General features: G+C 35.3%; 19 protein-coding genes and 1 other annotated feature. Of the genes, 9 read left to right on the top strand and 10 right to left on the bottom strand.

All coding sequences use genetic code 11. The annotated features are described in order from the left end of the window. A partial coding sequence (locus GHT08_RS07740) for a Cna B-type domain-containing protein (protein ID WP_163580855.1) occupies positions 1-1313 on the top strand: 1313 nt, incomplete at its 5' end. Positions 1314-1579: 266 nt separating this feature from the next. On the opposite strand, the gene GHT08_RS07735 is transcribed toward GHT08_RS07740, so the two are convergent. Continuing rightward, entirely contained in the window at positions 1580-2704 is a 1125-nt protein-coding gene (locus GHT08_RS07735; protein WP_163580854.1) for a response regulator, read from the bottom strand. A gap of 161 nt (positions 2705-2865) precedes the next feature. On the opposite strand from GHT08_RS07735, the gene GHT08_RS07730 reads away from it, so the two are divergent. Continuing rightward, complete coding sequence (locus GHT08_RS07730) at positions 2866-3471, top strand: GGDEF domain-containing protein (RefSeq protein ID WP_163580853.1); 606 nt, start codon at positions 2866-2868, stop codon at positions 3469-3471. A 138-nt stretch (positions 3472-3609) separates the two neighbouring features. Here GHT08_RS07730 and GHT08_RS07725 read toward each other — a convergent pair whose 3' ends face one another. Beyond that, on the bottom strand, positions 3610-4758 hold the full coding sequence (locus GHT08_RS07725; protein ID WP_163580852.1) for a response regulator: 1149 nt from the start codon (positions 4756-4758) through the stop codon (positions 3610-3612). Between the two features lie 316 nt (positions 4759-5074). Further along, entirely contained in the window at positions 5075-8134 is a 3060-nt protein-coding gene (locus GHT08_RS07720) for a hybrid sensor histidine kinase/response regulator (protein ID WP_163580851.1), read from the bottom strand. A 207-nt stretch (positions 8135-8341) separates the two neighbouring features. On the opposite strand from GHT08_RS07720, the gene GHT08_RS07715 reads away from it, so the two are divergent. Continuing rightward, complete coding sequence (locus tag GHT08_RS07715; RefSeq protein ID WP_163580850.1) at positions 8342-9340, top strand: RpnC/YadD family protein; 999 nt, start codon at positions 8342-8344, stop codon at positions 9338-9340. 148 nt (positions 9341-9488) lie between these two features. Here the strand turns inward: GHT08_RS07715 and GHT08_RS07710 are convergent, their stop codons facing one another. The 3 genes from GHT08_RS07710 to GHT08_RS07700 form a co-directional block, all read right to left on the bottom strand. Further along, positions 9489-10997, bottom strand: coding sequence for an extracellular solute-binding protein (locus tag GHT08_RS07710; protein WP_163580849.1), 1509 nt, complete (start codon positions 10995-10997; stop codon positions 9489-9491). 403 nt (positions 10998-11400) lie between these two features. Beyond that, on the bottom strand, positions 11401-12228 hold the full coding sequence (locus GHT08_RS07705; protein ID WP_163580848.1) for a zinc ribbon domain-containing protein: 828 nt from the start codon (positions 12226-12228) through the stop codon (positions 11401-11403). Positions 12229-12247: 19 nt separating this feature from the next. Next, the gene (locus GHT08_RS07700; protein ID WP_163580847.1) at positions 12248-13618 is read right to left on the bottom strand and encodes a TcaA 3rd/4th domain-containing protein; all 1371 of its coding nucleotides are present in this window, start codon (positions 13616-13618) and stop codon (positions 12248-12250) included. Between the two features lie 498 nt (positions 13619-14116). Between GHT08_RS07700 and GHT08_RS07695 the strand changes: the two genes are divergently transcribed. Further along, positions 14117-15916: a TcaA NTF2-like domain-containing protein gene (locus tag GHT08_RS07695; RefSeq protein ID WP_163580846.1), complete on the top strand. Its 1800-nt coding sequence runs from the start codon at positions 14117-14119 to the stop codon at positions 15914-15916. 222 nt (positions 15917-16138) lie between these two features. Here the strand turns inward: GHT08_RS07695 and GHT08_RS07690 are convergent, their stop codons facing one another. Beyond that, on the bottom strand, positions 16139-17137 hold the full coding sequence (locus GHT08_RS07690; RefSeq protein ID WP_163580845.1) for a pectate lyase family protein: 999 nt from the start codon (positions 17135-17137) through the stop codon (positions 16139-16141). 372 nt (positions 17138-17509) lie between these two features. Then, positions 17510-17788 (top strand) — a binding site (T-box leader). An 86-nt stretch (positions 17789-17874) separates the two neighbouring features. Between GHT08_RS07690 and GHT08_RS07685 the strand changes: the two genes are divergently transcribed. From GHT08_RS07685 to GHT08_RS07665, 5 genes are all read left to right on the top strand, one after another. Then, positions 17875-18732: an SAM hydrolase/SAM-dependent halogenase family protein gene (locus GHT08_RS07685; RefSeq protein ID WP_163580844.1), complete on the top strand. Its 858-nt coding sequence runs from the start codon at positions 17875-17877 to the stop codon at positions 18730-18732. A gap of 99 nt (positions 18733-18831) precedes the next feature. Beyond that, positions 18832-19386 (top strand): ECF-type riboflavin transporter substrate-binding protein, encoded by a 555-nt coding sequence (locus GHT08_RS07680; protein ID WP_163580843.1) that lies wholly within the window; start codon positions 18832-18834, stop codon positions 19384-19386. A 19-nt stretch (positions 19387-19405) separates the two neighbouring features. Next, positions 19406-21121 carry an ABC transporter ATP-binding protein gene (locus tag GHT08_RS07675; RefSeq protein WP_163580842.1) on the top strand — a complete coding sequence of 572 codons (1716 nt, stop codon included), beginning with the start codon at positions 19406-19408 and terminating at the stop codon, positions 21119-21121. After that, positions 21112-21939 carry an energy-coupling factor transporter transmembrane component T family protein gene (locus tag GHT08_RS07670; RefSeq protein WP_163580841.1) on the top strand — a complete coding sequence of 276 codons (828 nt, stop codon included), beginning with the start codon at positions 21112-21114 and terminating at the stop codon, positions 21937-21939. The genes GHT08_RS07675 and GHT08_RS07670 overlap by 10 nt, the downstream gene beginning before the upstream one ends. A 141-nt stretch (positions 21940-22080) precedes the next feature. Further along, positions 22081-22662, top strand: a complete 582-nt coding sequence (locus GHT08_RS07665; RefSeq protein WP_163580840.1) for a thioredoxin family protein — start codon at positions 22081-22083, stop codon at positions 22660-22662. A 71-nt stretch (positions 22663-22733) separates the two neighbouring features. On the opposite strand, the gene GHT08_RS07660 is transcribed toward GHT08_RS07665, so the two are convergent. Genes GHT08_RS07660 through GHT08_RS07650 form a run of 3 tightly spaced genes read right to left on the bottom strand, consistent with a single transcriptional unit; the run spans position 22734 to position 25567 of the window. Further along, the gene (locus tag GHT08_RS07660; RefSeq protein WP_163580839.1) at positions 22734-24038 is read right to left on the bottom strand and encodes a TRAP transporter large permease; all 1305 of its coding nucleotides are present in this window, start codon (positions 24036-24038) and stop codon (positions 22734-22736) included. Positions 24039-24057: 19 nt separating this feature from the next. Continuing rightward, the gene (locus GHT08_RS07655) at positions 24058-24552 is read right to left on the bottom strand and encodes a TRAP transporter small permease (RefSeq protein WP_163580838.1); all 495 of its coding nucleotides are present in this window, start codon (positions 24550-24552) and stop codon (positions 24058-24060) included. 4 nt (positions 24553-24556) lie between these two features. Continuing rightward, positions 24557-25567, bottom strand: a complete 1011-nt coding sequence (locus GHT08_RS07650) for a TRAP transporter substrate-binding protein (protein WP_163580837.1) — start codon at positions 25565-25567, stop codon at positions 24557-24559. Between the last annotated feature and the right edge of the window lie 210 nt (positions 25568-25777).

Here is a 25777-nt window from a genome sequence, read left to right as displayed (position 1 = left end):
CAGAACTGGATGTATATGCAGATGGCGAAGCTATTGAATACAGTATTGAAGAAGAAGCGGTAGAAGGTTATGAAACAACCATAACTGGAAGCTCTAACGAAGGCTATGTCATAACCAACAGTCATACGCCAGAGCTAATTGATCTAGCTGGTACCAAGACATGGGAAGACGCTGATAATCAAGACGACAAACGTTCAGACTCAATCACGGTTCGTTTATTAGCTAATGGTGAAGAAGTAGCTGATGTTGAGGTAACAGCGGAAACGGATTGGGAATTTGCATTTACCGATCTAGCGAAATTCGCAAACGGTGAGGAAATCAATTACACCATCCAAGAAGATGGTATAGCGGATTATTCCACTACCATTGACGGTATGGATATCACAAACAGCTACACTCCTGAGCAATCAAGTATCAACGTTGTGAAACGATGGAACGATGCGAATAATAAAGAAGCACGTCCAGAGTCGATCACTGTTTATTTACTAGCTAATGAGGAAGAAGTGGATTCAGTTGAATTGAGCGAATCCAATAATTGGCAAGCAGACTTCGATGGATTAGACATCTACGCAGATGGAGAAGAGATTGACTACACTGTTGTGGAAGAAGAAGTTTACGGCTATAAAAGCTCTATTGATGTAAAAGATAAAAACAATGTTGTCATTGTAAACAGCCCTAAAAAAGTAAGTGTGGGTGACTATGTATGGTTTGATAAGAACAAAAATGGTCTTCAAGATGACACGGATATTCCAATCGAAGGCGTAGTTTTAACGATTGAGGATGAAGATGGCAACCCGGTAACAGATGTTTACGGTAGTCCAGTTGGACCAACAATCACAGATGAAAATGGTTGGTATACATTTGATAACTTGCCAATTGACAATACGTATATTGTAAGAATTGACAGGGAAGCATCAGCCAAAGCCTTAGAAGGGTATAAACCAACCTTGCATGAAGTAGGAGATGATCGTGCAATAGATTCATCTACGTGGTTTGCGACATCTCGTTATCTAACAGAAGATGAAGAACGTGATCCAACGCTAGATTTCGGGTTTGTAAAAGAAGAATCTGAAGAATCAGGAGAAACTGATTCACAAGAGTCAACAAAATCCGAAGACTCAGGTGACTCAGATGATACTAGTAACCCAAGTAATTCAAATAAAACTAGTAACTCAACTGATGCAGATAAAACAAGCAAAGATAATTTGCCTGATACAGCAACAGATACTTTTAACCTGTTAGCAGCCGGTTTAGTTCTATTATTCTTAGGCTTACTATCTATAATCCTAGTTAGATGGAGAAAACAGTCATAAGATCGAGATTGCAAAAAGCTCTCACTGTTTTTGGTGAGAGCTTTTTAAAAGAAAGTGTTACTACTGCCAAGGTAATTCTAACTGAATTGCATTATTAATCATCGGTCCGGTTGTATTATTTATTACTGAACGAATATGATGTTATCTATCAAGCAGATTTATACGGTTGTTTCAGCCTACTATATAAAACTTAATAATACAATGAATGATTTTTTAGAAGTAGAAAAACACTGATCCTATTGTTTGGATCAGTGTTTTGCTCTTTATCAATTCTTCTTCCAATTCGTATACCACGTGGTAATTTCAGAGTTTACTGTTAAATCTAATTCTGCCATACTTTTGTGCAATTGTTTGTAATGATAATCTACTAACATTCGGTAATTTAAAGAGGCGTATAATTTCATTAAATGGAAGGCGGTATTTTCGTCTTCTGGTCTTTTTTTAATAATTTCAGTGTACCAGATGATTGCTTTTTCAATATAGTTGTGAACTTGGTAGCAATGTGCCATTTTTCTTGAGTGGTGAAGCCAGATCTCCTCTAGCTCAAATCTGTCTCCCTGTAACCAAAGATAATCAAAATCCTCTAGATAATTACCTGTGAATAATTGCATGATTTCCTCGTGTGTCTCTATTGTATACAGATTAATGTCAGGAGCTTCCTGCAATTGCTTTTCCCATTCTTTTTTATCTATTTGGACATTATGTAATTGCAGTGAATACCCATCTTCAATATTTGAAATTTTTATATAGTTATTAAGTTTTCTTAGAGCTTGTCGAATGTTATAGATACTAACATATAAATATGAAAATGCTTTATCTACATTAATTTCTCCCCATAGTGCCTCCACTAATTCAGATTTCAATACAAGTTTGCCCTCATGATGTAGTAGGTATAGGAACAACTCCTTTGATTTAGAAGTTCGCCATTTTATTGATTCTGGGGTAGAGCTATTATCCAGTTGGAAAGTTAGTCCACCGAAAACATTAATTTGAAGCGTATTTGTAGAATCGATATGTTTGTTTTCAGAACGGGAACCTATGGATTTAACACGTTGAATGGTTTTTTTCAATCTTTTAACTGTTACAGGCTTCAATAAGTAATCTAGTGCATGCATTTCAAATGCCTCAAGTGCATATTGATCATGAGCTGTTACAAATACGATATTTATATGTGGATTGTAGGTTGTTATCTGCTCTGCTAATGCTAATCCATTTGTCTCCGGCATTTCTATGTCTAGAAATACAATGTCCAATTCATTCCAAAAGTTGTGGTTGTGATCAATGAGAGGTTCGGTAGATTTATGCAACACATTAATATTTGAAAAGTTATTTAATTGATGATGGAGATAGTCCAGTGCCATCGGTTCATCATCGAATAAACATACATTCATTCATATTAACCTCCTAAGTGTCTGGTTATAGTCCTATATACCTATTCAAATGTTGAGTTTGTTTAAAATATGTATAGAAGAATGGATTATACTAATTATTGACAGTTTTACCATCATGAATAATTTACTAAATGGAACAATAAACTTCAGGAGTTGCCCAAATGTTACTTATCGAAAAAAGTTTACCACTTCTTGTTATGGTAATGCTTGTACTTATTTTATGGATATTATTTATCAGCAGAAATAAATATAAAAAAATGGCTTTTCAAGATTTCAGTTCAGGCCTACCTAATCGACATGCTTTACATCAATTTGTACACAAAAAACGTAAAAAGAAAGTTGCTATTTTTTATATTGATTTAGACAATTTCAAATATATTTATGATACATATGGTCATATAAAAGGTGATCAAGTTGTGCTATCATTTGGAAATAAAATTCTAAAGCTGAAAGATGCTAAACAAGGGTTTTTTCGTATTGGAGGAGATGAGTTTGTATTCATTTCTGATTATGTTAATAAAGACTATACTAAAAAAGTAGCAGAATCATTGCTAAAAAATATCAACCATTCCATTTACTTTAAAGATCAAGCGATAACGATTAGAGGTAGTATTGGAATAAGCATCGGAAGGCTACATAACAACTTTGAACTATTATTGGACGAAGCTGATCAAGCACTACAAGTTGCTAAACAGCAAGGAAAAAACCAAATAGTTTATCACGATGCTAATCATTGTAAATTCCCGACTGTTCATAGACTTTGTTGAATAGTGATACTTAATTATATTGTGGGGATATAAGCAACAAAAAAATGAAAAACAAGGGAAAATCCGAACTATCATGTAAATTTTAGTATAAAAATGAGATGAGTTCGGATTTTTCGGGTTTATTATCTTCGTAATATACTATTTGTCAACTTTTCCCCTTTTTAATGACAATTTCCATTCATGGTACCATTTTTCTATCTCTGGACTAATCGTTATATTAAATTCGTCTAAAGCGCTTTTTAATAGATTATATTGGTGATCCACTAATACTCCATAGTTCTTTGATGCATATATTTTCATTAACGTAAAATTAACAGATTCATCTTCAGGAACTACATCTGCAATCTGAATATACCAGTTAGCAGCTTTTTCGAAAAAATGATGTTTATAATAATAGTTTGCAATCTTTAGAGCATGGTTTACCCACAGCTTTTCTAGCCTGAAACGTTCTCCCTCAAGCCACAAGTAATCTTGCTTTTGGATATAACGTCCTTTATAAAGACTCATTATTTTTTCATGTTGATTTAATGTCTTAATATCAACTTTAGGAGCATTACTGAGTTCACTTTCCCACACTTCTTTATCAATACTTGTATTTTTATCTAAATTTAATACATATCCGTTCTGAATATTAGTAATCGTTATGTATTTATCGTAATTACATATTGCTTGTCTGACCTGATAAATGGTGACATATAACAATGAATAAGCTTTTTCCACTTCTGTATAAGGAAAAAGTAATTCAATTAATTCAGATTTAGATACAATCTGATCGTGATGATGAAGTAAATAAAGAAATAATTGCTGTGCGTTCGTAGTCCGCCATGTGATTATTTCTGGGTTATAATTGTTCAATTGGAATGTGAATTCACCCAACACATTAATAGTTAAGTGTTCAGAAGTTTCCTGTATTTCTTTCGACTTGTACTTGATAAACAATTCAATTCGCTTTACCGTTTTTTTTAATCTATCTAATTGTACAGGTTTTAAAAGATAGTCTAGTGCATTTAGTTCAAAAGCTTGAATAGCATATTCATCATATGCAGTGACAAAAATAATAGGTAAATTAGGTTTTATTTCTAGTATTTTTTCAGCTAATTCTAGTCCATTTAATTCAGACATTTTAATATCGAGAAAAACAACATCTGCTAATCTTATCGTTGCCTTAATTGCTTGAATATTAGTGTGCGAATATTTACCAATAACGTTCACACTGCGAACTAAATTCAACTGATGCTCTAGAAAGTCTAGAGCAGGTGCTTCGTCATCAAAAAGCATGACATTCATTTGATCCCCCCCTAATCTCTATCTCTATACAATAGTTCTTTTTGCCTAATTGTTAAGAAATTGTATAGTTTCTAGAGTTACAATATTTTTGGCTGACTAAATATTGATTGTTAAGGGGTGGTTATTTATTAAGAAAATTATTCTAGTAATAGAATAATTTTACATCAGAAAGTTATATAAAGCAAAAAAATAGATGAATAAAAAAATATTTCCTTAATATATGATTGCGGTAGAATTATTATTTAAAAGTAAACGCTTTAGCATTTGTTGCGAATTAAAACCTCCATATGAATATGAAGGTTTTAATAAAAAGCTATCAATTATTTTTTGGTATGGTCATGCTTACTTCTGTGCCTTTGCCTTCAGCACTATGTATGTTTAATCCTTGACCGAATAGTTTTTCTAGTCTTTGATGTGTGTTCACTAATCCAATTCCACTTTGCGTTTCTTTTGGATTGACAAGATCTAAAACTTTTGATTCTGGCATACCGACTCCATCATCTGTAATCTTTATCTGATAACCAATTTTTGTATGTTTGCCTTCTATTCGAATAGTTCCGCCAGCACGTTGTTTCAATATACCGTGCTTTAGAGCATTCTCCACAATAGTTTGAATAGATAGTGGTGGAACTTGTATTTCTTTAGGGTTTTCTATATTTACTTGCACTTCAATTCTATCTTGGAATCGTTGTTTATTAATATAAATATACGATTCGACTAATTCAATTTCTTCGTGCAACGGTACTAATGGTAAAGTATTTTTAATATCAAAACTTCTGTATAAATAATTTCCAAACTCATGTAATAATGTCGTCATTCTCTCTGTATCAGTAGTACTTAATGATGCAATCGTGTTTAATGTATTAAAGATAAAGTGTGGTTTTATTTGTGCTTGTAACCAAGCTGCCTCTATACGTAGTTGTTTAGTGACTGATTGTTTCAAATCTGTCAAAGCTTTTACACGCGCTTGAAGTTCTAGTGCATCTACCGGCTTTGCGATATAATCATTCGCGCCTGATAGGAAACCAGTATATATATCTTCCGGTTGATTTCTTGCGGTCAACAATAATATCGGTAGTTCAGAAATAGAATGTTCTTTTCTGATTTGTTTGGTTAATTCATATCCTGAAATATGTGGCATCATCACATCTGAAATAATTAAGTCCCAATTGTTTTCTGTCACTATATTTAAAGCTTCTCTAGGATCGGTTATACTAGTAATTTGATAGTCACTTTCTAACAGGTTTCGAACCACTTTAACATTAATGGGGTCATCATCAATGATTAACAAGTTAGCTTGATTGTTATTAGAGTTTTTAGTTGTTTTTAAATCTAGAGAAAGATTCGTACTTAACAGTGAGTTAGTTTTTATGTTTTGATTATCGCTTTCTCTACTATTTGCTAAAGGTATACGAAAAGTAAAAGTAGTGCCTTTTCCTAATTCAGAATCAACATGAATCGTTCCATTATGAAGTTCCACTAATTGTCTACATATATTGAGACCTAATCCAATACCGCCACTATCGACATCTGTCTTAGTCAATTTCTCATAAGGGAGAAAAATCCTCTCTAGTGCGTTTTTGCTAATTCCAATCCCTGTATCTGTAACTGAAATAACAGCATATTTATTTTCTTCCTTTGCTGTCACGGTAATAGTTCCGGAATCCGTGTATTTAACCGCATTATGAATAAGGTTGAATAGAATCCGTATCATTCGATTTTCGTCAGCAAGTATAGCTGGGAATGAGGTAGATACTTCATTTTTCATTTTAATAGATTTATTGTCTGACATGAACTGAACCATCTCCATTACAACTGATGTAACCAAGTGTAATTGGATAGGTACTTTATTGAGATGTATTTGTTTTTCTTTTAATCTCGTGATATCCAAAATATCATTTAAAGTAAATGTGAGTTGGTGACCAATTCGCACTAACAGATTGAGGTTACTTTTTGTATCTGAATCAAGCGTATTCGCATATTTATTAATAATCGATTGAGCAATATTAATCATACCATGTAACGGATTTCTAATTTCGTGTGATGTATTTGCTAAGAATTGATCCTTTTTCTTATCTTCTTCTATTAACTTTGCTGTCTGTTGTTTGTTTAGTTGTACTAAATGAATATGTCTTCTAAATAATAGGATAGCGATTAATACAATCGATATAAAGAAATCAAATGGATAGAATGGAAATTCAATTTGTCCAGTCTGTATAGCAGCTCCCCAGACGATATTGGATGTGTAACTACAAATAAATAGTAAAATAAAGATGGCATTATAATCACCATTACGTATGTGTTTCAGTGTTGTGATAAACATATAGGAAATCGATATAAAATAATATAAATAGAGAATCATGACTAATACAACAAAATGTTCAAATGGAAACAGAAATAACGTTAATGCTGACAGTAATATATTGCTTACAGAAAGTAGTCTAATAAAGGTGATGTGCGTTTTATATAAGTGATGAATAAAATGGATCATGACATACAAGGTTGTTATAAAAATAAACATGAGCAATCGAAACGAAAACTCTGTATGAAACGGTAACTGAATAAATACTTCATCGTCTATTAAATTCCCGAAAGCGAGTAACAATAACATAAGTCCAAAATAAAGCAATTCCTTCTGTGACTTACCCTTTCCTAATAAGAAAAGAGCAAATGCATAAAGGGCATGTAATAATAAAATGACAATAACAGTTAATTGAAGAAATTCTAAGGTGCTAGTTTCAGAGGTTATGGCTTCTTCAGTACCGAATAAGATAGATTTATTAATCCCACCAAAAAAAGGAATTTCATAATTAGAGGCTTGGATAATAACATCCAGTTCATTGGTAGCTTCTGGCGTATAAAATAAAGAAGTAGAAGGTCCGCGAAACGTAGCTGGCTCTTTCTGTTCAGTCGCTGGGTTATTTATAGTAGTAAGTATATCTCCATTTATAATAATTTTTGCTGCCGTATGTATATTATTTAAACGAAGGCCGAAAAAATGATGTTCTGTTTCGGGTAATAGTATCTTCAGGTGATAGCTTCCGTATCCGTAGCCTGGTGATGTAGGGTGATCACTTGCTAACGTATCACTCCAATCACTTGGGACTTTGATTAATTCTTTGTTTCCACTAGCATTCTTCGCTGGTATTTCATCTATAAAATCTTCGGGATAGAAAGACCATTCGCCATTTAGAAAGTAGGTTTCATTATTGGTAAATTCCGACTCTCTTAAGTCAAGGACCCCATTTTTTACTGATGGTTGTTCTGATTGATCGTGATAATGAATCCATAATAATCGAAAGGTAATAAGTAATGAAATAAATAACAGTAATATGATAAATATCTTGCTGTATGTTAATTGGTTTTGTTTTGACATGACCGTCTTCACCTCAGTTTATATGTTAATAATGATATTAGCATAGATGTTGGTAAGGGAGAAGTTGTTAGCAGTGAAGAATATATGCTAAAGATTTATTTGCACAAATAAATATAAATTAATGTATTCAGGAACGTTTGTTCTTGTGTTCGTGTTGTATTACCGATATACTATTAGTGGATATATTCACTAGGGAGGTGATAAACATTGTCTGTAATAATGAAAGTCCATGAAGACACTCCAACTTATATTGATCATGATCAGTTATTCAAACAATTGATTGGTACATTTTTTGATGAATTTATCGAAGTATTCTTCCCCTCTATACATCAACAACTAGATTTTTCCTCACTCAAACCTCTTTCAGATGAAATATTTACTGATTTGATTCACGGAGAAAGAAGACGTGCTGACATAGTTATGGAAGGTAGGTTGAAAGACCAGGATACGCTTATTATTATTCATGTAGAATCACAGAGTTATGAGCAAAAGAATTTTCATGAAAGAATGTATCATTACTTTAGTATATTGTATAATAGGTATAGAAAACCAATTATACCCATAGCAGTATTCAGTTATGATAAGGTTCGTGATGAACAAGATTATTTTGAATTAACTTTCCCTTTCCTCCATGTTTTAACTTTTCATTTTTTAAAAATAGAACTAAAGAAACAGGATTGGCGTTCGTTTCTGAGATCCAATAACCCAGTTGCAGCAGCCTTACTTAGTAAAATGGGTTATAAGAATAGCGAAAAGGTACAAGTGAAAAAAGAATTTCTGCGTATGCTGGCAAAATTAGAATTAGATGCGGCTAAAATGGAACTGATATATGGCTTTTTTGAGACGTATGTAAAATTAAATCATATAGAGGAGGAAAAACTAATGGAAAGCATACAGAACTCAAATGATGAAAGCTTAGAGGAATTTGTAAAAAAATTACCTAACTCCTGGCGTGACAAAGGATTGCGTGAAGGGTTAGAAAAGGGATTAGCGGAAGGAAGAGAAAAGGGATTAGCGGAAGGAAGAGAAATCGGAAAAGAAATCGGAAAAGAAATCGGAAAAGAATTTGGCAGAGAAGAAGGAGTAAAAATAGCAAAAAAAGATATGGCAAAGAAAATGCTGTCCAAGGGAATGCAACCTGAATCTGTCATGGAGATAACAGGCCTAACGAAAGAAGAGCTAGAAAAATTGGGGGATGAATCATAAAATAAAGGGGCTACTATGTAATTCACCAAATTAGTGTAGTAATTTGATAATAAGGCTAGATAAATTGTCAATCTCAAGTGGAGAATGATCTAATTAATAAATCCTTTATGGCAGCCCACAAGCTTAGCTTATGGGCTGCTTTATCATGTTATTCGCTGTTTTGCTTGTTGTAGTCTTCAGTATATTCTTCGATTACTTGGGCGCCGCCTGCATTTTTCCATTTCTCAATTGCTTCATCGAATCCTGCTTCATCAATTTGACCTAGGAAGTATTGGTAGGTAGCATCTTCCATAATTTGATTGAGTGTTTCAGATTTATCAGCCCAGGTTGGTGATTCTAATGCTGCTGTTGGGTCGTGAACCAAGTAATTATTGTTATCTTCATATAATTCATCTGCTTTTGCACGTGGTTCATAGTCATAGTATCCCGTATAACGGCCGTTTGTTTCTGGTTCACCAATTTCAAATGGTGTGTATGGGCGGATTTCCTGATTGTACTTGTCTTCACTTTCATCGAGAACCTTAGCAAAACCATCAATCACTTCATAATGTTCTCCTTCAATACCCCAGTAAAGTAAGTTAGAGCCTTCTGGAGTCATTAAATAATCGAAAAATCCAAGAATTCCTTTCAGTTCTTCTTCTGTTTCAACAGATTGTTTCGGAAAAATAAGCATGCTTCCGTAGCCAGGGATGGCACGCGTTCGATATTCCCCGTCAGGACCTTCGATGTAATTGTGAACATCCAATTCTACATCAGGATTAATGGCAACTGCATCACTATACATTGGTTCCACATCCCCCATAGTACCAATATAAACGCCAGCAGTACCATTCTTTAGCATTTCTTGTTGGTCTGTTTTGCTTGTTACAGGAGCATCTTTGTTGATGTAGCCATTATCAAACAAGCTTTTGAAATAATCCATTGCTTCCCGGTATTCTGGAAACATAAATTGTGGTAAAAGCTGCCCATCTTTTTCTCCCCATCTATTAGGTGCTCCATGCCATGTCGCAAAATTTTCAAATGTTCCGAGGATTTCTCGGTCTGTTAAACCAATGGTGTCATCCTGGCCATTTCCATCCGGGTCATCTTCAGTAAATGCTTTCATCATTTCGTATAATTCATCAAGGTTGGTTGGTGTATCAAGTCCTAGGTTCTCAGCCCAATCTTTTCGATAAATAAGTCCTTGGCGAGATAGAGGTCGGCCTGCGTAAAGGGTATATAGCTTACCATCGATCATTGTATTTTTTAGAATATCTTCATTTAGTTTGCTCAAGTTAGGAAACTCTTCAAGGTAGGGTCCGATCTCCCAGTATTGTCCATCACGCACTGCTTCTTTTTGTTGATCTAATGTCACGTCTTTTAGTAGAAATACATCAGGGAGATTTCCGGTTGCAATTTGTGAATTCAATGTTTCTGCATAGTTATTGTCAGGCACCCAGCGAATATCTAATTCTGTGTTGGTAGCTTCTTCTAATAATTCTTCGAGGCGACTGTCAGGTACCTCTGGAACATGCAAGTTAAACATCATGGAAATTTCTTGTGGACCATCATCATTATCTCCATCATTTGAAGCGCTTTCATTTTTGGAACAAGCAAATAGAAACAGAGCTAATGATACAAACATGAGAAAAGCCAGTCGAATTTTATTTTTTTCCATCTTTCACACAACCCCTTTTTGTTTTTAATGTGATAAAGCACACTACCTCAATGAACGATTGGACACCTCCCCATTAATGACAACGTTGTTATTTTTAGGTAAGAACCCGCGTGAAATAATTGTATGCAAATTCTTCACGAAAGTAAATAGTAAATTGGAATTAAATATCCTTCGACAAAATAAAAATGTTGTTCGTTCTCTCCGAACAACTATATATACTTATGTTATAATTGCAAAGGGTATTGAAAAAAGTCAATGCCTCTTTAGAATAAATCCAGCTTATTGTTCTGTTTCTAATAATCTAATAAGAAGTAGCTTTATACCGAAGCTTTTAAAATGATACCTTGTTCAACTAATAGAAAAGAAAGATATCCTGTAAACCAGAATATCCTTTCCTTACTGTTTAAAGATAAATATCAAATCTGTCCTCAAGTGAGGTTAAAATACCCTCAATAAATAATCGAGTGAGAATGGCTAAAATGATAATATTGAATAGTAATGATAGCAAACTGAAATAAAAGTTTTGCTTATGTTTTTGTTGTAATAAATGATAAAAAGTATGCAAAATAGGGTTGATAAACGTGATCCCTATTAAAATAAGATTCAGTACTAAAAACATCCAAATGTTTTCTTCTGGATATGTTAGGTTAATCTTAATAATTCCAGCAAGAGCTAATGTCGCAAAAACAACGAAAAACGCTGTATATGGAACGAGTAGTCCGGTATATCGCACAAACTGTTGTTTAAATGAAAGGGTATTTTTAGCAATTTTAAAAGTAATGAAATTTGCTAATAATCCTGTAAAAAAAACAACTAAGGCTACGAAGAATACACGGATAACTATTGGGAAAAATGGTAAGCTTCTTCCTGAACTAAAGAAATCAATATCTTGTTTCCATACATTATTTATAATGGCATATAAGAAAACAGCTACAGCGAGCGGTAATAAAATAGCAGTAATGATGGTGCTGTTTAACGTACTGTCATCATCACGAAATGAAAGACCGGGGTTTTTAAGTCTTGCTAAGAAATAATTCCAATATAATCCGGATTCTTTTTTTACTTTTTCCAAAGTTGGGTTCGGGTTCGTTTGCGTATTCTCTGTATAGGTTGCTGCTTTTCCTGTTGCTTCTGGTATAGCCTGCTGGTTACTTGCAGTTAGTTTTGTTCCACATGATTCGCAAAAATTCCCCTCTGTCTGTTCCGTTCCACAATTTGAACAAGTTATCATGATATATCTCTCCTTCATTCTAATAAACGATAATATCTTTTGTTTCAAAGTCTGATAATTCTTTGCTATCAACAATGAACCAATCTTGATGGTGCGGATCATACTCAAATTGGTATTCCCAATAATATTGATCCCGGCTGCGATTGAGTTCATCGCGATGACCTGTTTCATAATAACCAGAATAAAATTGTAGCTCAGCAATGACTGAAGCTTGGTATTGACCATCATTATTCATGAAAGAAAAGCTGCCATTATCAATTCGTATCTGTTCAATATCACCGTTGAAGTTACTTTCTTCTGCATCCATACGATCAAAATTATCACTTGTTTTGTCTAAATAGTCTTGATTACGCATTACTGAAAGTGCATTAATTGATTTATTTCTGTATGCCTGTACCCATTCATATGTATGTTTGCCGATTCTGTCATACACGTTGTGCTTAATATCTTTTTCCACTTGTTCAAAATCCAGTGAAATCGTTTCTTGTGATGAGTCGGTAATTGCAACTTCGTCTGTGTAATAGGTATCCCAAGGTAAGTCAAGCATGCCTTGAAAAGTAGTTGTTCCATCATATGTTACAGGTCCGTATTGCTTTGTATCTGCAATTGTTTCAGCCTGTGCTTCACCATTGATAAACAAAGCTGCTTCAGGATAATTAGAAGTAAGTTCTACGACATTTCCATCAAACTGTATGGCTGCTTCTAATTCTTTTGCATTGCTTTCCCAGAAATTTAGTTCAACCGTTTTACTATAGTTACCGTAAATCTCATCATGCGTAAACGTAATGTTGTATTCATCTGGTAATAAGGTAATATGAATTATTTCGCCTGGTTCCTCTATTTGAACAGATTCATAGTCCGGAATATGAATATTCGTTCTTTCGAAGTTAGCAGAAGCACTTACTTCTACAGGTTGTACTTGATATTGGTACTGTGGAAATAAATAGAGTATTTTTTCCTGTTCTTGGAGATCGATAAACATTGAAGCATCTTCACCTTCTATCATCTCTGTTTCCACTTCGCTTATGAAACGCTCCAATTGGTCAGGTTTGTCTACGAAATAGGTGATGAAGCGCTCATAATAGTCAGATGTTATATTCTCTGCGGTTAAGATTTCTGTGAGCCTTTTTGTATCTCCATTTTGTATTGCTGTTTTGAATTCCTCGATTTGTGCTTTTTTTCCAAACTGTGATTTAGCGAAGAAACATCCTCCCACTAGAATGGCGGCTAATAGCATAATAGATGTAGATAAAATGATGAATAACTTCTTTGTATTTATTGGCTTTTTTGCTTTGAGCGTTTGTTCTTCAGGTTGTAGTTCTGTACCGCAAGATTTACAGAATTTCACCTGATTACCTACCTGCTCTCCACACTGTTTACAGAATTTCAATATCTCACCTCCTTTAAAAGGATCCGTTCTAGTCTAGTTGATCCCATGCTATTTCGACTGGTACGAGCACTTCTGAAAATGGTGCAATATGGTCCGGATTAAAAATAATCGTTCCCCTTTTTTAAAAAGGGTAAATTATTGATCATTTTATTTGGTAGGTGCCATCAATACTATTTTCAAAGTAAAAAAATGTACTCGAGGCATTGTTTACGTCAGCTAAATCATCCCAGCTAATGTCATATTTTGTTAAAAAATCTTCTGTTTCTACCAGTTTATTAATGTTAGTGCACTAACCATTCCTTGAACGCCTTGTCCATCATAAATCGATTTAGTTAAATAGATAGAACATAACCTTTAGATTGAAAAACATCTTCATTATCAATTACCTTCATCAAAAGTAATAAAAAATAAGAAAATATTACTGCATAATTATAACCAAATATATTCCAATAATCAATGTAATTTAATATAATATTACTAGATGATAGGGGGATGAAAATGAGTTATTGTAAACATTGTGGAGAAGAAATAGCATCAGAAGTGCAGTTTTGTAAAAGTTGTGGGAAGGCTAAAACAACTGATAATGAATCTAAATTAGGATTGAAAGAAAGATTCAGTTTGTTACCGAAAAAGAAGAAAGTTTTTCTGTCGCTTGTTAGTGGTTCTTTATTACTATTGATAGTGATATTTTTCACTCTAAATCATTTATGGTCGCCAGAGCAATTGATCAAGTCATTGAAAACGGCTGTTGAAGATCAAGATTACGAAAAGATAGGTGAACTTGTACAATTTGAAGATAGTAATCAATCGATTGGTGTAAAGAATGCAGAAGCTTTTGTAAATACTGTAGACCAAGAGGATACTTTAGATGGTGTACTGCGGCATTTAACACAACAAGCTAAAGACAGATCTTATGCTGAAAGTGGCATTTTAAATGTTACTGAAAGTGGATGTTTTGTTTTTATCGAGTGTTATCAAATTACTGCAAAAGCATTTTATATAACGGCTAATTCCAATTTAAATAATACGGTTATCGAAAGTGATACAGAGACCGTAACGATTGAGAACGTTGATGATGAAGTGGAACTAGGTCCGTTTGTATATGGGGAACACGATTTGAAGGCATCATATGAGAATCAATTTGTTCAATTAGAAACGGATAAAAAAATTTACTTATCATCTGCTCAGCAAATGGTAGAATTCTATTTTGAGTATGAAAGTATCTTTACGGAAAACCTATTAGCTTCATATGATATGACTTTATTGTTAAATGGGGAAGAAATCGATGACTCAATGTATATAAATGATGAGTCTATTGGTCCGATTGATCCAGAGAAAGATTACACTATCGAAATTGTAGCAAATTTACCGTGGGGATCATTAACGACCGGAGAGCTGGAAATGTCAGAAAATAATTACGTTGATGCAGATTTTCAGCCAACAGAAGAGTTACTAGAAGAAGTTTCTAAATCAATTCGGTCGTTCTATGATGTACTATTTGAAGCATATCGGAGCAACAACCCTGAAAGTTTGAGTTTTTTAAACAGTGAGTTGCAAGATGACTACTATTCATCGATTAAAAGTGTATATACGGATGTTAAAGAATATGATTTACTACATTTTCGCGATGTGAAAGAATTCGGTCTTGCAGAAAATGCAGTAAGAGTATCGTATAATGATCAACTGGAAGAAGCGTTGCTAACCGTTTATGTGATGGAAAACACTGCTGTCGAAAGCCAATGGTATACAGATAAAATTGAAGATCCTTATTATGAAAAAAGTTACCATACATTTGCGTTACGCTACGACGATGGCGAATGGTCTGTTTATAATATTGATTTTGATAATTGGGAAAGTGGCTATGATTATAATCAATATGATTATGATGGAGATTCGGTTATTATAGGAAAAGAACAAGATAAGGTAGTAGATAACAGCCAAATTGGAGACGATGTTGATGAAGAATTGTCTGAGATTACGTTAAGTTACATCAATAAATTAGTAGATGCTATTAATAGCGGTAATTATGACATTGTTGAACCATATATCCAGGAAAACAGTGCTTTGGAAGAAATGCAGCAAGGTTTAGTGGATCGCCTATATGATAATGGAACAACTCAAGAGGTAATGGATAGTGAAGTGACGAAGATAGAAGTATCAGATGATAGTTGGAAAATTAACACAAATGAAACGATCAAAATTATGTATGGAAGCGGAGAAGAGGAGACACAAGATTATGCCTGGACTTATACAGTTGTAGAAGATGATGGTAACTTTTTGTTGAGTAATATTGAATAATCGCTTGATCAACACTTAGGGTAGCTAAGACTACGATTAAAAATCTCTCTAATTGACTGGAGAAGGGAAAGAAAGGGTGCTTGAGTCCAATAGAATAACTTCAACTTTTTCATTAAGTCATTAAAATTAATTAGCTACGACAGTTTGTAGTTGGTATTGTTAATTCGAAAGAAGAGGGCTGCCTAATGTCAATAGAGACTTATGGCCAGCCCTCTCATTCATTTACGGTTGAATTACTCCAACACCAGCATATTGTGTAACAAGTGATTTTACATCTTCAACTGGTGTAAGTGTATAGTTATATGGAACGGTATAATTGGTCGTAGATGTCGTTGGTTGACTGCCAGTGCTATTGATGTATAAGTTGTTGGAAACGTTCCAGTACCCTGGAGAACTACTATACCAAGCACCGAGCGGATCCTTGGAATTCTCAAATACGTTATTTTCTATAAGTAGTTCAGCTCCCATTCTAGCATTAATCCCTGTACTGATAATTCCTTCAAAGTAATTATTATACAAGTGACCTTCCCCATGCCGGTAGCTAGGAACTCTTGAATTCAAGTTTTGAAAATGATTATGATGGAACGTAATGTTTCGATCGTCGCTGTCACTATCTGATGACCCCATTAACATTGCTTTCCAACCATCATGGACATAGTTCCATGAGAAAGTGATATTAAATGCATCACGTTTCACATCAAATAAACCATCATAGTAGTCTTTGTCCACATTTAGGCTAGCATAAAGTTCATTATGATCCACCCAAATGTTGCTTGATGGCCCTTCAATGCCAATGGCATCCTTGTCACCAGTACGCACTTCATGAATCGTGAGATTACGAATTATGACGTTATCTGCTCGCCACACTTTAATGCCTATCCCGTCTAATTCTCCATTAGTACCAACACCTAATATGGAAACATCTGATACATCCTTAACATTAATTTTGCTGTCAGGCGTATTGTCTGGTGTAATTGTTCCGTCCACATAAATGGTTAAAGGTGTATGGTCTTCTTTGTCCTTTAATGCTTGAACAAGCTCATCTCCTGTATGAACAGTTATGGTGTCTCCACCAGCGCCACCAGTTGTACCACCATTTTGCGTGGCAAAACCGGTCATACTGAAATCAGGCGTACTTGCAGATACCGATTGGAACGACAAACCGAAAAATAGAGTAACGAAAAGACTGAAAGACAACCACTTAAGCAATTTTTTCTTCACTTTTCTCACGTCCTTTTCATTATTGTTTGAAGCTTACGTCTGACACCGAAGCGATAAAACACCCGTCCTCCTTTCGTATAGATTACTTAAATCATATCACGTAAGCGTTTTCTATAAATAATCATTTTTACATATATTATCCTCTAAATTGAATTATTTACCATTTAGTAAGAAGTAGACGAGGTGTGAAACCGAAATAAAGTTACTAGTATATATATTTTCGAAGTTGTAATATGAGATAATGATTATTTTTTGCAAATGGATAGAACGGGAAGTAAATGAAATAACAATTATCGAAATATTCAAAAAATGCTTGCGTTCAAAGTGAATATTTCGTATAATCCTATTTAAAGATTGAGTAAAATCAATATTTAAAAAGCGATGAAAAGGGAAAGTAAGTTTCGAGCGTTTTTCGACAGAGAGCTTCGGTAGCTGAAAAGAAGCAAAAAATGCAGATGCTGAAAATGGCCTTCGAGCTTCGTGCTGAACGTGTCTATTTATGACACAAGTAAGTGACGACGAGATTTGGTACTCGTTATCTATACCAAAGTATGAAAGCCAGTTTTGGTGGAGTACTTGTAAAGACTGTATATGTGAGTATGCAGTAAACTAAGGTGGTACCGTGTTGAAAATAATATCAACGCCCTTATTGTTCATAGAACAATAGGGGCGTTTTTTAATGCTCATGGTTATCAGGAAGGCTTTCACCAATAAAACATTTTTCAAGGAGGAATAACATGACAAAGCATTTAGTTTTTCAATCAGATTTTGGTACAAGTGATGGTGCAGTAAGTGCCATGTATGGAGTGGCAAAAACAGTCGATAGTGACTTAGATTTATATGATGTTACCCACGATATACCGCAATATAATATTTGGGAGGCATCTTACCGGTTGTACCAGACAATTTGTTATTGGCCAGAAGGTTCTGTTTTTGTATCTGTTGTTGATCCAGGGGTAGGCTCTGATCGATTAAGTATCGTAGTCAGAACGAAAGATAATCGTTTTATCGTTACACCAGATAACGGAACGATTACCCATATTGGGGATTCTGTTGGTATTGAAGAAGCAAGAGTAATTGATGAAAAGGTAAACAGGCTGGCAAGGTCATATGAATCTTATACGTTTCATGGAAGAGATGTTTATGCCTACACAGGAGCTAGACTTGCTGCTGGAGTGATCACGTTTGAAGAAGTTGGGAAGAAAATAGATGTAGATCAGCTGGTAAAACTTTCTACGTCAAGTGTGACAGTAGATGGAGGGATTATTAAGGGGACGATTGATATATTAGATGTCCGTTTTGGTAATCTCTGGACCAATATTCATAAACGCTACTTTCAAGAAGCATCCATTGACTATGGAGATACATTAGAAGTAACGATTTTAGATGATACACGACAAGTATATAAAAACGTGATGTCATATGGTAAGTCATTTGCAGATACACAGGTGGGCGAACCACTGCTATATATTAATTCCTTAGAGAATATTGGTGTGGCTTTAAATCAAGGATCTTTTGCTAAGGCATATCATATTAAAACAGGCGAAAAGTGGAAAATTTTTGTACGCAAAGCACCTAAAATTGTGTATAGTTAAGAGTAAGAATATTTTGATAATTGATGTAATACAGCCATGAGTCAACAGAAATCAACTTGTTAGCAATTAAACTAATTCAAATAAAGGAGAGAAAAATCCATGAAAGGTAATTTATCGATTAGAACGATTGTTGCTATCGGTATTGGTGCTGCTGTATATGTTATTTTGGGTCGTTTTTTAACGATTCCAACAGGGATTCCCAACACAAATATTGAGACAGCAGTTGCATTTCTAGCATTTATGGCTGTATTATTTGGCCCTGTCGCCGGAGGACTTATTGGTCTTATCGGTCATGCACTGAAGGATGTTTTACTTTGGGGATCTATTTGGTGGAGTTGGGTTTTTGTGTCACTATTTATCGGGTTGTTCATTGGTTTGTTTGCACGCCGAATTGCAATAGAGAATGGGGAATTTGGTACGAAACAAATCATTTCATTTAATGTAGTTCAAGTGGTTGCACAGGTGATTGGCTGGTTCCTCTTAGCGCCATTATTAGATATTATTATATATGCAGAGCCAGCAAACAAAGTATTTACTCAAGGTGCAGTAGCAGGTGTTTCCAATATTATCTCTGTTGGTGTCGTTGGTACGATCTTACTTGCAGCATACGCGAAGACACGGACGAAAGGTAATAGTTTATCAAAGGAAGCCTAATTAGATAAAGGAGTAGAGAATGAGACAACCGATAATAGAATTTAATCATTTCACATTTAAATATTACAGCCAAACTGACCCAACTTTAAAAAATATCGATGTAACCATTTACCAAGGTGAAAAAGTATTAATTCTAGGTCCATCTGGTTCAGGGAAAAGCACATTAGTCCATTGTTTAAATGGGCTAGTTCCATTCTCTTATAAAGGGGATATAGAAGGGGAACTTCTTATCAAAGACAACGATACAAGAAACTTAGATATCTTTACCATCTCACGAATGGTAGGTACGGTATTACAGGATACAGATGGACAATTCATTGGGCTTATTGTTGGGGAGGATATCGCTTTTTCATTAGAAAATGAAAAGGTTCCTCAGCACGTGATGAAAGAATCCGTTCAACGAGTAGCAGAACTAGTGGAAATAGAGCACCATATAGCTCATTCTATCCATGAGCTTTCTGGTGGACAAAAACAGCGTGTCTCAGTTGGCGGTGTTATGGTGAACGAGGAAGTGGAGATATTACTTTTCGACGAGCCGCTGGCCAATTTAGATCCTGCAACAGGTCAATATGCTATGGAATTAATAGACCGTATTCATCAAGAAACAAATAAAACCATCATTATGATTGAACACCGTTTAGAAGATGCACTCCATATTGATTTTGATAGGGTTATTGTGCTCGATGAAGGAGAGGTTGTTTTCAACGGTGCTCCCAAGCAATTGTTAGCATCTCATGTCTTAAACCAAGTACATATACGCGAACCACTTTATTTAAAGGCATTGAAATATAGTGGTTGTGAGATCGAGCCGGATATGGGGTTGGAGCACATAGATACCTTAAACATTGCTGATGACTGCCAGCAGCAATTAAAGCAATGGTATACCAAGTCTATGGAACGAGGTGAAGAGGAGGCATTCACACCACTATTGGAAGTAAATAACTTAAATTTCCGTTACCAGCAAGACCCGATTTTACAGAATATCTCCTTTTCGATTCAGCAGGGAGAGATGGTAAGTATCGTTGGCAAGAATGGTGCAGGTAAATCTACTTTGTCCAAGCTTATTTGTGGTTTTGAGACAATGAATAGTGGACAGATTTTTTTAGAAGGAAAAGACATCACCAATCAAACGATATTTGAAAGAGCTAACCGCATTGGTTTTGTCTTACAAAATCCGAATCATATGATCTCCAAGCATATGATTTATGACGAGGTTGCCTTAGGTCTTGTTAATCGCGGATATTCTCAGAAAGAGATCGAGGAAAGAGTTTGGGAAACGCTAAAAGTTTGCGGATTATACCAGTTCCGCAATTGGCCGATCTCAGCTTTAAGTTACGGGCAGAAGAAAAGGGTAACAATTGCTTCTATTTTAGTTTTAGAGCCAAATATAATCATCTTGGATGAGCCAACTGCTGGACAGGATTTTCGTCATTATACAGAAATGATGGAATTTTTACGGCAACTAAATGACAATGGGACCACCATATTATTCATTACACATGATATGCACCTGATGCTGGAGTACACTTCAAGGTCGATTGTACTAGCAGATGGTCGATTAATCGCAGATGAGTCCGCTGTCGATGTTATAACAAATGATGAAATAGTCGACAAAGCAAACTTAAAGCGTACTTCATTATTTGACATTGCAGTAAAAGTAGGTATTTCAGATCCAAAACAGTTTGTTCATCACTTTATTTCTTATGATAGAAAGGTTCGAGCTAGATGGCCGTAAATATATTGGGTTATATGGAACGAACATCACCAATACACAAATTATCAGGAATTACTAAGCTGATTGTTTTTTTTATTTGGTCTTCCGTTGCTATGCTAACTTATGATACAAGGGTATTGCTCGTGTTATTGATTGCAAGTCTTGTTATCTTCCAACTATCGAAGATTCTACTAAAGGACATATCCTTTGTACTGATCATTATTCTAGCGTTTCTAGCACTTAATAATGTGGCAATTTATGTATTTTCGCCCCAAGAAGGTGTTCAAATCTATGGCAGTAGTCATGTGATTTGGGATGGAGCAGGCAGGTATAATCTGACATGGGAGCAATTATTCTACCAAATGAATATCACATTGAAATATTTTGTCGTGATCCCAGCTGCCTTATTGTTTATTTTGACCACCCATCCTAGTGAATTTGCGGCATCTCTTAATAAAGTTGGTATTAGTTATAAAATAGGTATTGCGGTATCGTTGGCATTACGGTATATTCCAGATATCCAACGTGATTTTCGTACCATTGCTCAAGTCCAGCAGACGAGAGGAATTGATTTGTCCAAAAATGAAAAACTAACTAAGCGTCTAAAAAACGTCATTTCTATTATGGTGCCATTAATTTTTTCCAGTCTCGACCGGATTGAAGTAATCAGTAATGCTATGGAGTTACGCAGCTTTGGGAAACATAAACAACGGACCTGGTATAGTGCCCGACCGCTATTAAAGGCAGATGTGTTTGCCTTAATGATTAGTGTAGTGTTTTTTATTGCAGCTATGTTGATTACCTTTCATGATGGGACTCGGTTTTATAATCCTTTTTAGTGATGAGCATGCGTGAGTTACTACATATTATATGAACCTTCAGTAGTAAAAGAAGAAGGCGTGTTTTGAGCGTTATCTTTGAATCTATCTTCATACTTTGGTATCGTTTCATGAATATCGAAATAAAGGGAGGATTTTTCTATGGCTTTTACGTTGGAGTTGGGTAAGAAGGCACCGGATTTTAGACTTCCTGCAACAGATGGTAAGACATATAGCTTAGAGGATTTTAATGATGCAAATGTTTTGGTCGTGTTCTTCACTTGCAATCATTGTCCTTTTGTTGTTGGATCGAATGAAGTGACAAGGGCAACTGCCAAAAAGTTTGCAGATCAAGGTGTTACGTTTGTGGGAATCAATTCTAATAGTGTGAATACAAAACCAGATGATTCATTCGAAGTAATGGTGGAACAGATGAAAGAGCACAAATTCCCATGGGTATATTTACATGATGAGTCACAAGATGTGGCCAAGACTTATGGAGCTTTGCGCACACCACACTTTTACGTATTCGATCAAAATCGTGAGTTGGTTTATACTGGTCGTGGACTCGACAATCCACGTGAGTCCGAGAAAGCAACTGTAAATGATTTAGAAAATGCCCTTACGGAACATTTAGCAGGAAAGCAAATTACAACACCATTAACTAATCCAATCGGATGTAACGTCAAATGGCACGGTAAAGATGAACATTGGATGCCGGCAGAAGCTTGTGATCTTGTTTAGAATTAGTGTCCACGAGAACTTTTCTCGCGGACACTTTTTATAATTTTGTCTTCGAGACTCCTTCTTCTCTATTACAACCCTAACAAATTAGGGAGGAACAAACTAATTTCCGGTACATAGGTAACAACCATCAATAAAACGAACATGGCGACATAGAATGGCATTAATGGTTTGATTAGGCTTTCGACTTTTTCTTTTCCAACCATGGATCCGACAAATAAACCGGTTCCAACAGGTGGCGTAATCGTACCGACACACAAGTTTAAAATGAAGAAAATGCCAAAATGCACTGGGTCAATCCCAATACCTTCTGCGATTGGTAAGAAAATCGGTGTGAATATGAGAATTGCTGGTGCAATATCCATAAACATACCTATAATCAATAAGAAGATATTAATCAGTAACAAAATAATCAATGGATTAGCGGATAGACCTAGAATAAACTGACTCAGAGCATCAGGAATGCCGGTAAATGCCATAGCAAATGACATTAGTGAAGATGCAGCGATGAGTAACATGACAATCCCAGACATTTCTACAGCTTTGATTAAAACCTCAGGTAATTGCTTAATGGTTAGCGTTCGATAATACACAAGTGCTAAGAATAAGGCATAAACTACGCAAACAGCAGATGCTTCAATCGCTGTGAATATACCTGTTAAAATCCCACCGATAATAATGAAGATTAACAGAATACTAGGGACTGCATCTAAGACTATTTTCTTTTTATTAATGTTTGCGATTTCAGATTTTTGTACAATTGGGTAATTACGTTTTTTGGCAATCACAAATGCAACGGCTATAATCGTTATGGCCCATAGGATCCCGATTAAGTATCCACCAACAAACAATGCTGCGATTGAAGTACCACCACTAATTAGTGAAAAGATAATAAACGCCGTACTAGGAGGTATTACCATTCCTGATGGGGCAGAAGCGATATTGACAGCTGCTGCGAATTTTCGGTCATAACCTTCTTTTTTCTGTAAAGGAACCATCACCCCGCCAATTGCAGTAGATGCTGCGATGGCAGAACTGGAAATCGATCCAAACAAAGCATTTCCGACCACATTCGTATGGGCTAAAGATCCAGGTACTCTCCCGACGATCAGTTTCGCAAATTCTACTAATTTATGGGCGATCCCGCCATTATTCATAATAACCCCTGATAGAATAAAGAACGGTACTGCAATTAATGAAAAGCTGTTGAGACTTGCCACCATTTTCTGACCAGCTGTAAAAACGGCAATATCAAGCGGCAGCATTAACAGAACCGTTGCCAATGATGCTACAGCGATACATATGACAATTGGGATTCCTACTGCTAATAATATTGCGAAAACAAGAACTAATAAAATACTAGCTTCTGCAACCATATCTAATTCACCTACTTCTTTAAGAATTTTCTTGTATGTGTAACTGTTTCGAACTGAATAGGTCCGTTAAATTAATGAGACAATATAATAAGATGGTTACGCCTGAAACAGGAAGGGATAAATACACATATCCCATCGGTAAATGAAGGGATGGTGAAATTTGTGCCATCGTAAGTGAAACAGCCTTGGTACCTCCCATGATCATCATCGCAGCAAAGAGGATAAAGCTAATTTGCACAATTACTTCCAAGGCTCGTTTTATCTGTTCACTTTTTATCCCGTTACTTAGAAAAGTGATGGCAATATGGCTTTTTTTGCCGACAACATAGGCACCTGCTAATAATGAGAACCAGATCAAGCCAAAACGAAGAAATTCACCTGTTACGGAACTTGGGTTATTTAAGATGTATCGACTGATCACTTGCCAGCTTGTGACAACAACCATGATCATTAGTAGAGCACATGTGATGGTTTCAATCGTACGATCTAGATATTTACGAAAAGCTTTGTTCATATCGCTACTCTCCTTCATTATTACTTGCATGTTGAATCTTATGGTAGAGATCACTTAATTCTTTATTTTCTTTAAACTTATCATGAATAGGCTGTACTTTTTCTAAAAAAGCCGCTTTATCCACTTCATTGAACTTTACATTATATTCCTCCATAGCTTCTGTTTTTTCGGCTTCTACTGCTTCTGCCCAAACTTGTTTTTCATATTCAGTAGATTCTTTAGCAGCTTCTTGTACGGCCTGTTGCTGCTCTTCATTCAATTGATTTAACGTATTGTCATTTATTATCACAATATCTGGTACTCGTGTATGTTCGTCATAGGAATAATAGGAAGCTACATCTCCATGCCCTGCTGTCACAAGGGCAAATTCATTGTTTTCAGCACCGTCGATAATGCCTTGTTGCAAAGATGTGTATACTTCACCGCTTCCAAGTGGTACCGCTGTTCCACCTAACAATTCGATCATTTGGATAGCGGTTTCACTTTCCATTACACGAATTTTCTTCCCTTCAATATCCTCTGGAGTTTCAACAGGACCGTCTGTTAAATAGAAACTTCGTTGTCCTGAGTTGTAATAGGTTAGCCCGACAAACCCTAAATCTTCGGTAGATTGATAGATTGGTTGCATTATTTCCTCGTTTTCCATGACACGAGTGAAATGATCAATATCCTCAAAAAGATATGGGATACCAAAGATAGAATATTTATTGGAAAAACTTTCAAGGGCAGAACCACCGACCTTTGTAATATCAATTGCCCCTGTTTGCGTTAATTCAATCAGTTCACGCTCTCCGCCGAGTTGTCCATCAGGGAAGTATTCAACACTAACTTGTCCATTTGTTTTGTCTTCGACTAATTCGCCGAACTTTGCCATAGCATCTTTCACCGGTTGAGCATTACTAGCATATGCAAAGCGTAATACAACACGCTCATCTGCATGCGTTTGTTGGTTGCATCCGTTTACAAAAAGGATGAGAAAGATACTAAACAGAAACCATAACATTATTCGTTTCATTATTTTACCCCCAACTTCTTAGTTTCTTTGCTGTTTAATGGGAAACCCCTTACATTATTTGTGGGAAATATACATAATTCGACTACGATTATACTAACGAATAAAAATAAAGTCAAAAAATAGTGTTTATATATTTTTGTTTTGGTGGATTTGTTTGTGTTTGGGTCCATTTGAAAAAAGATAAAAAATTTGACAATAACAATAAAAAGT

The sequence above is a fragment of the Gracilibacillus saliphilus genome, from assembly GCF_010994085.1.
Taxonomy (GTDB): Bacteria; Bacillota; Bacilli; order Bacillales; family Amphibacillaceae; genus Gracilibacillus; species Gracilibacillus lacisalsi.
This window is presented reverse-complemented; position numbering and strand designations above follow the sequence as displayed.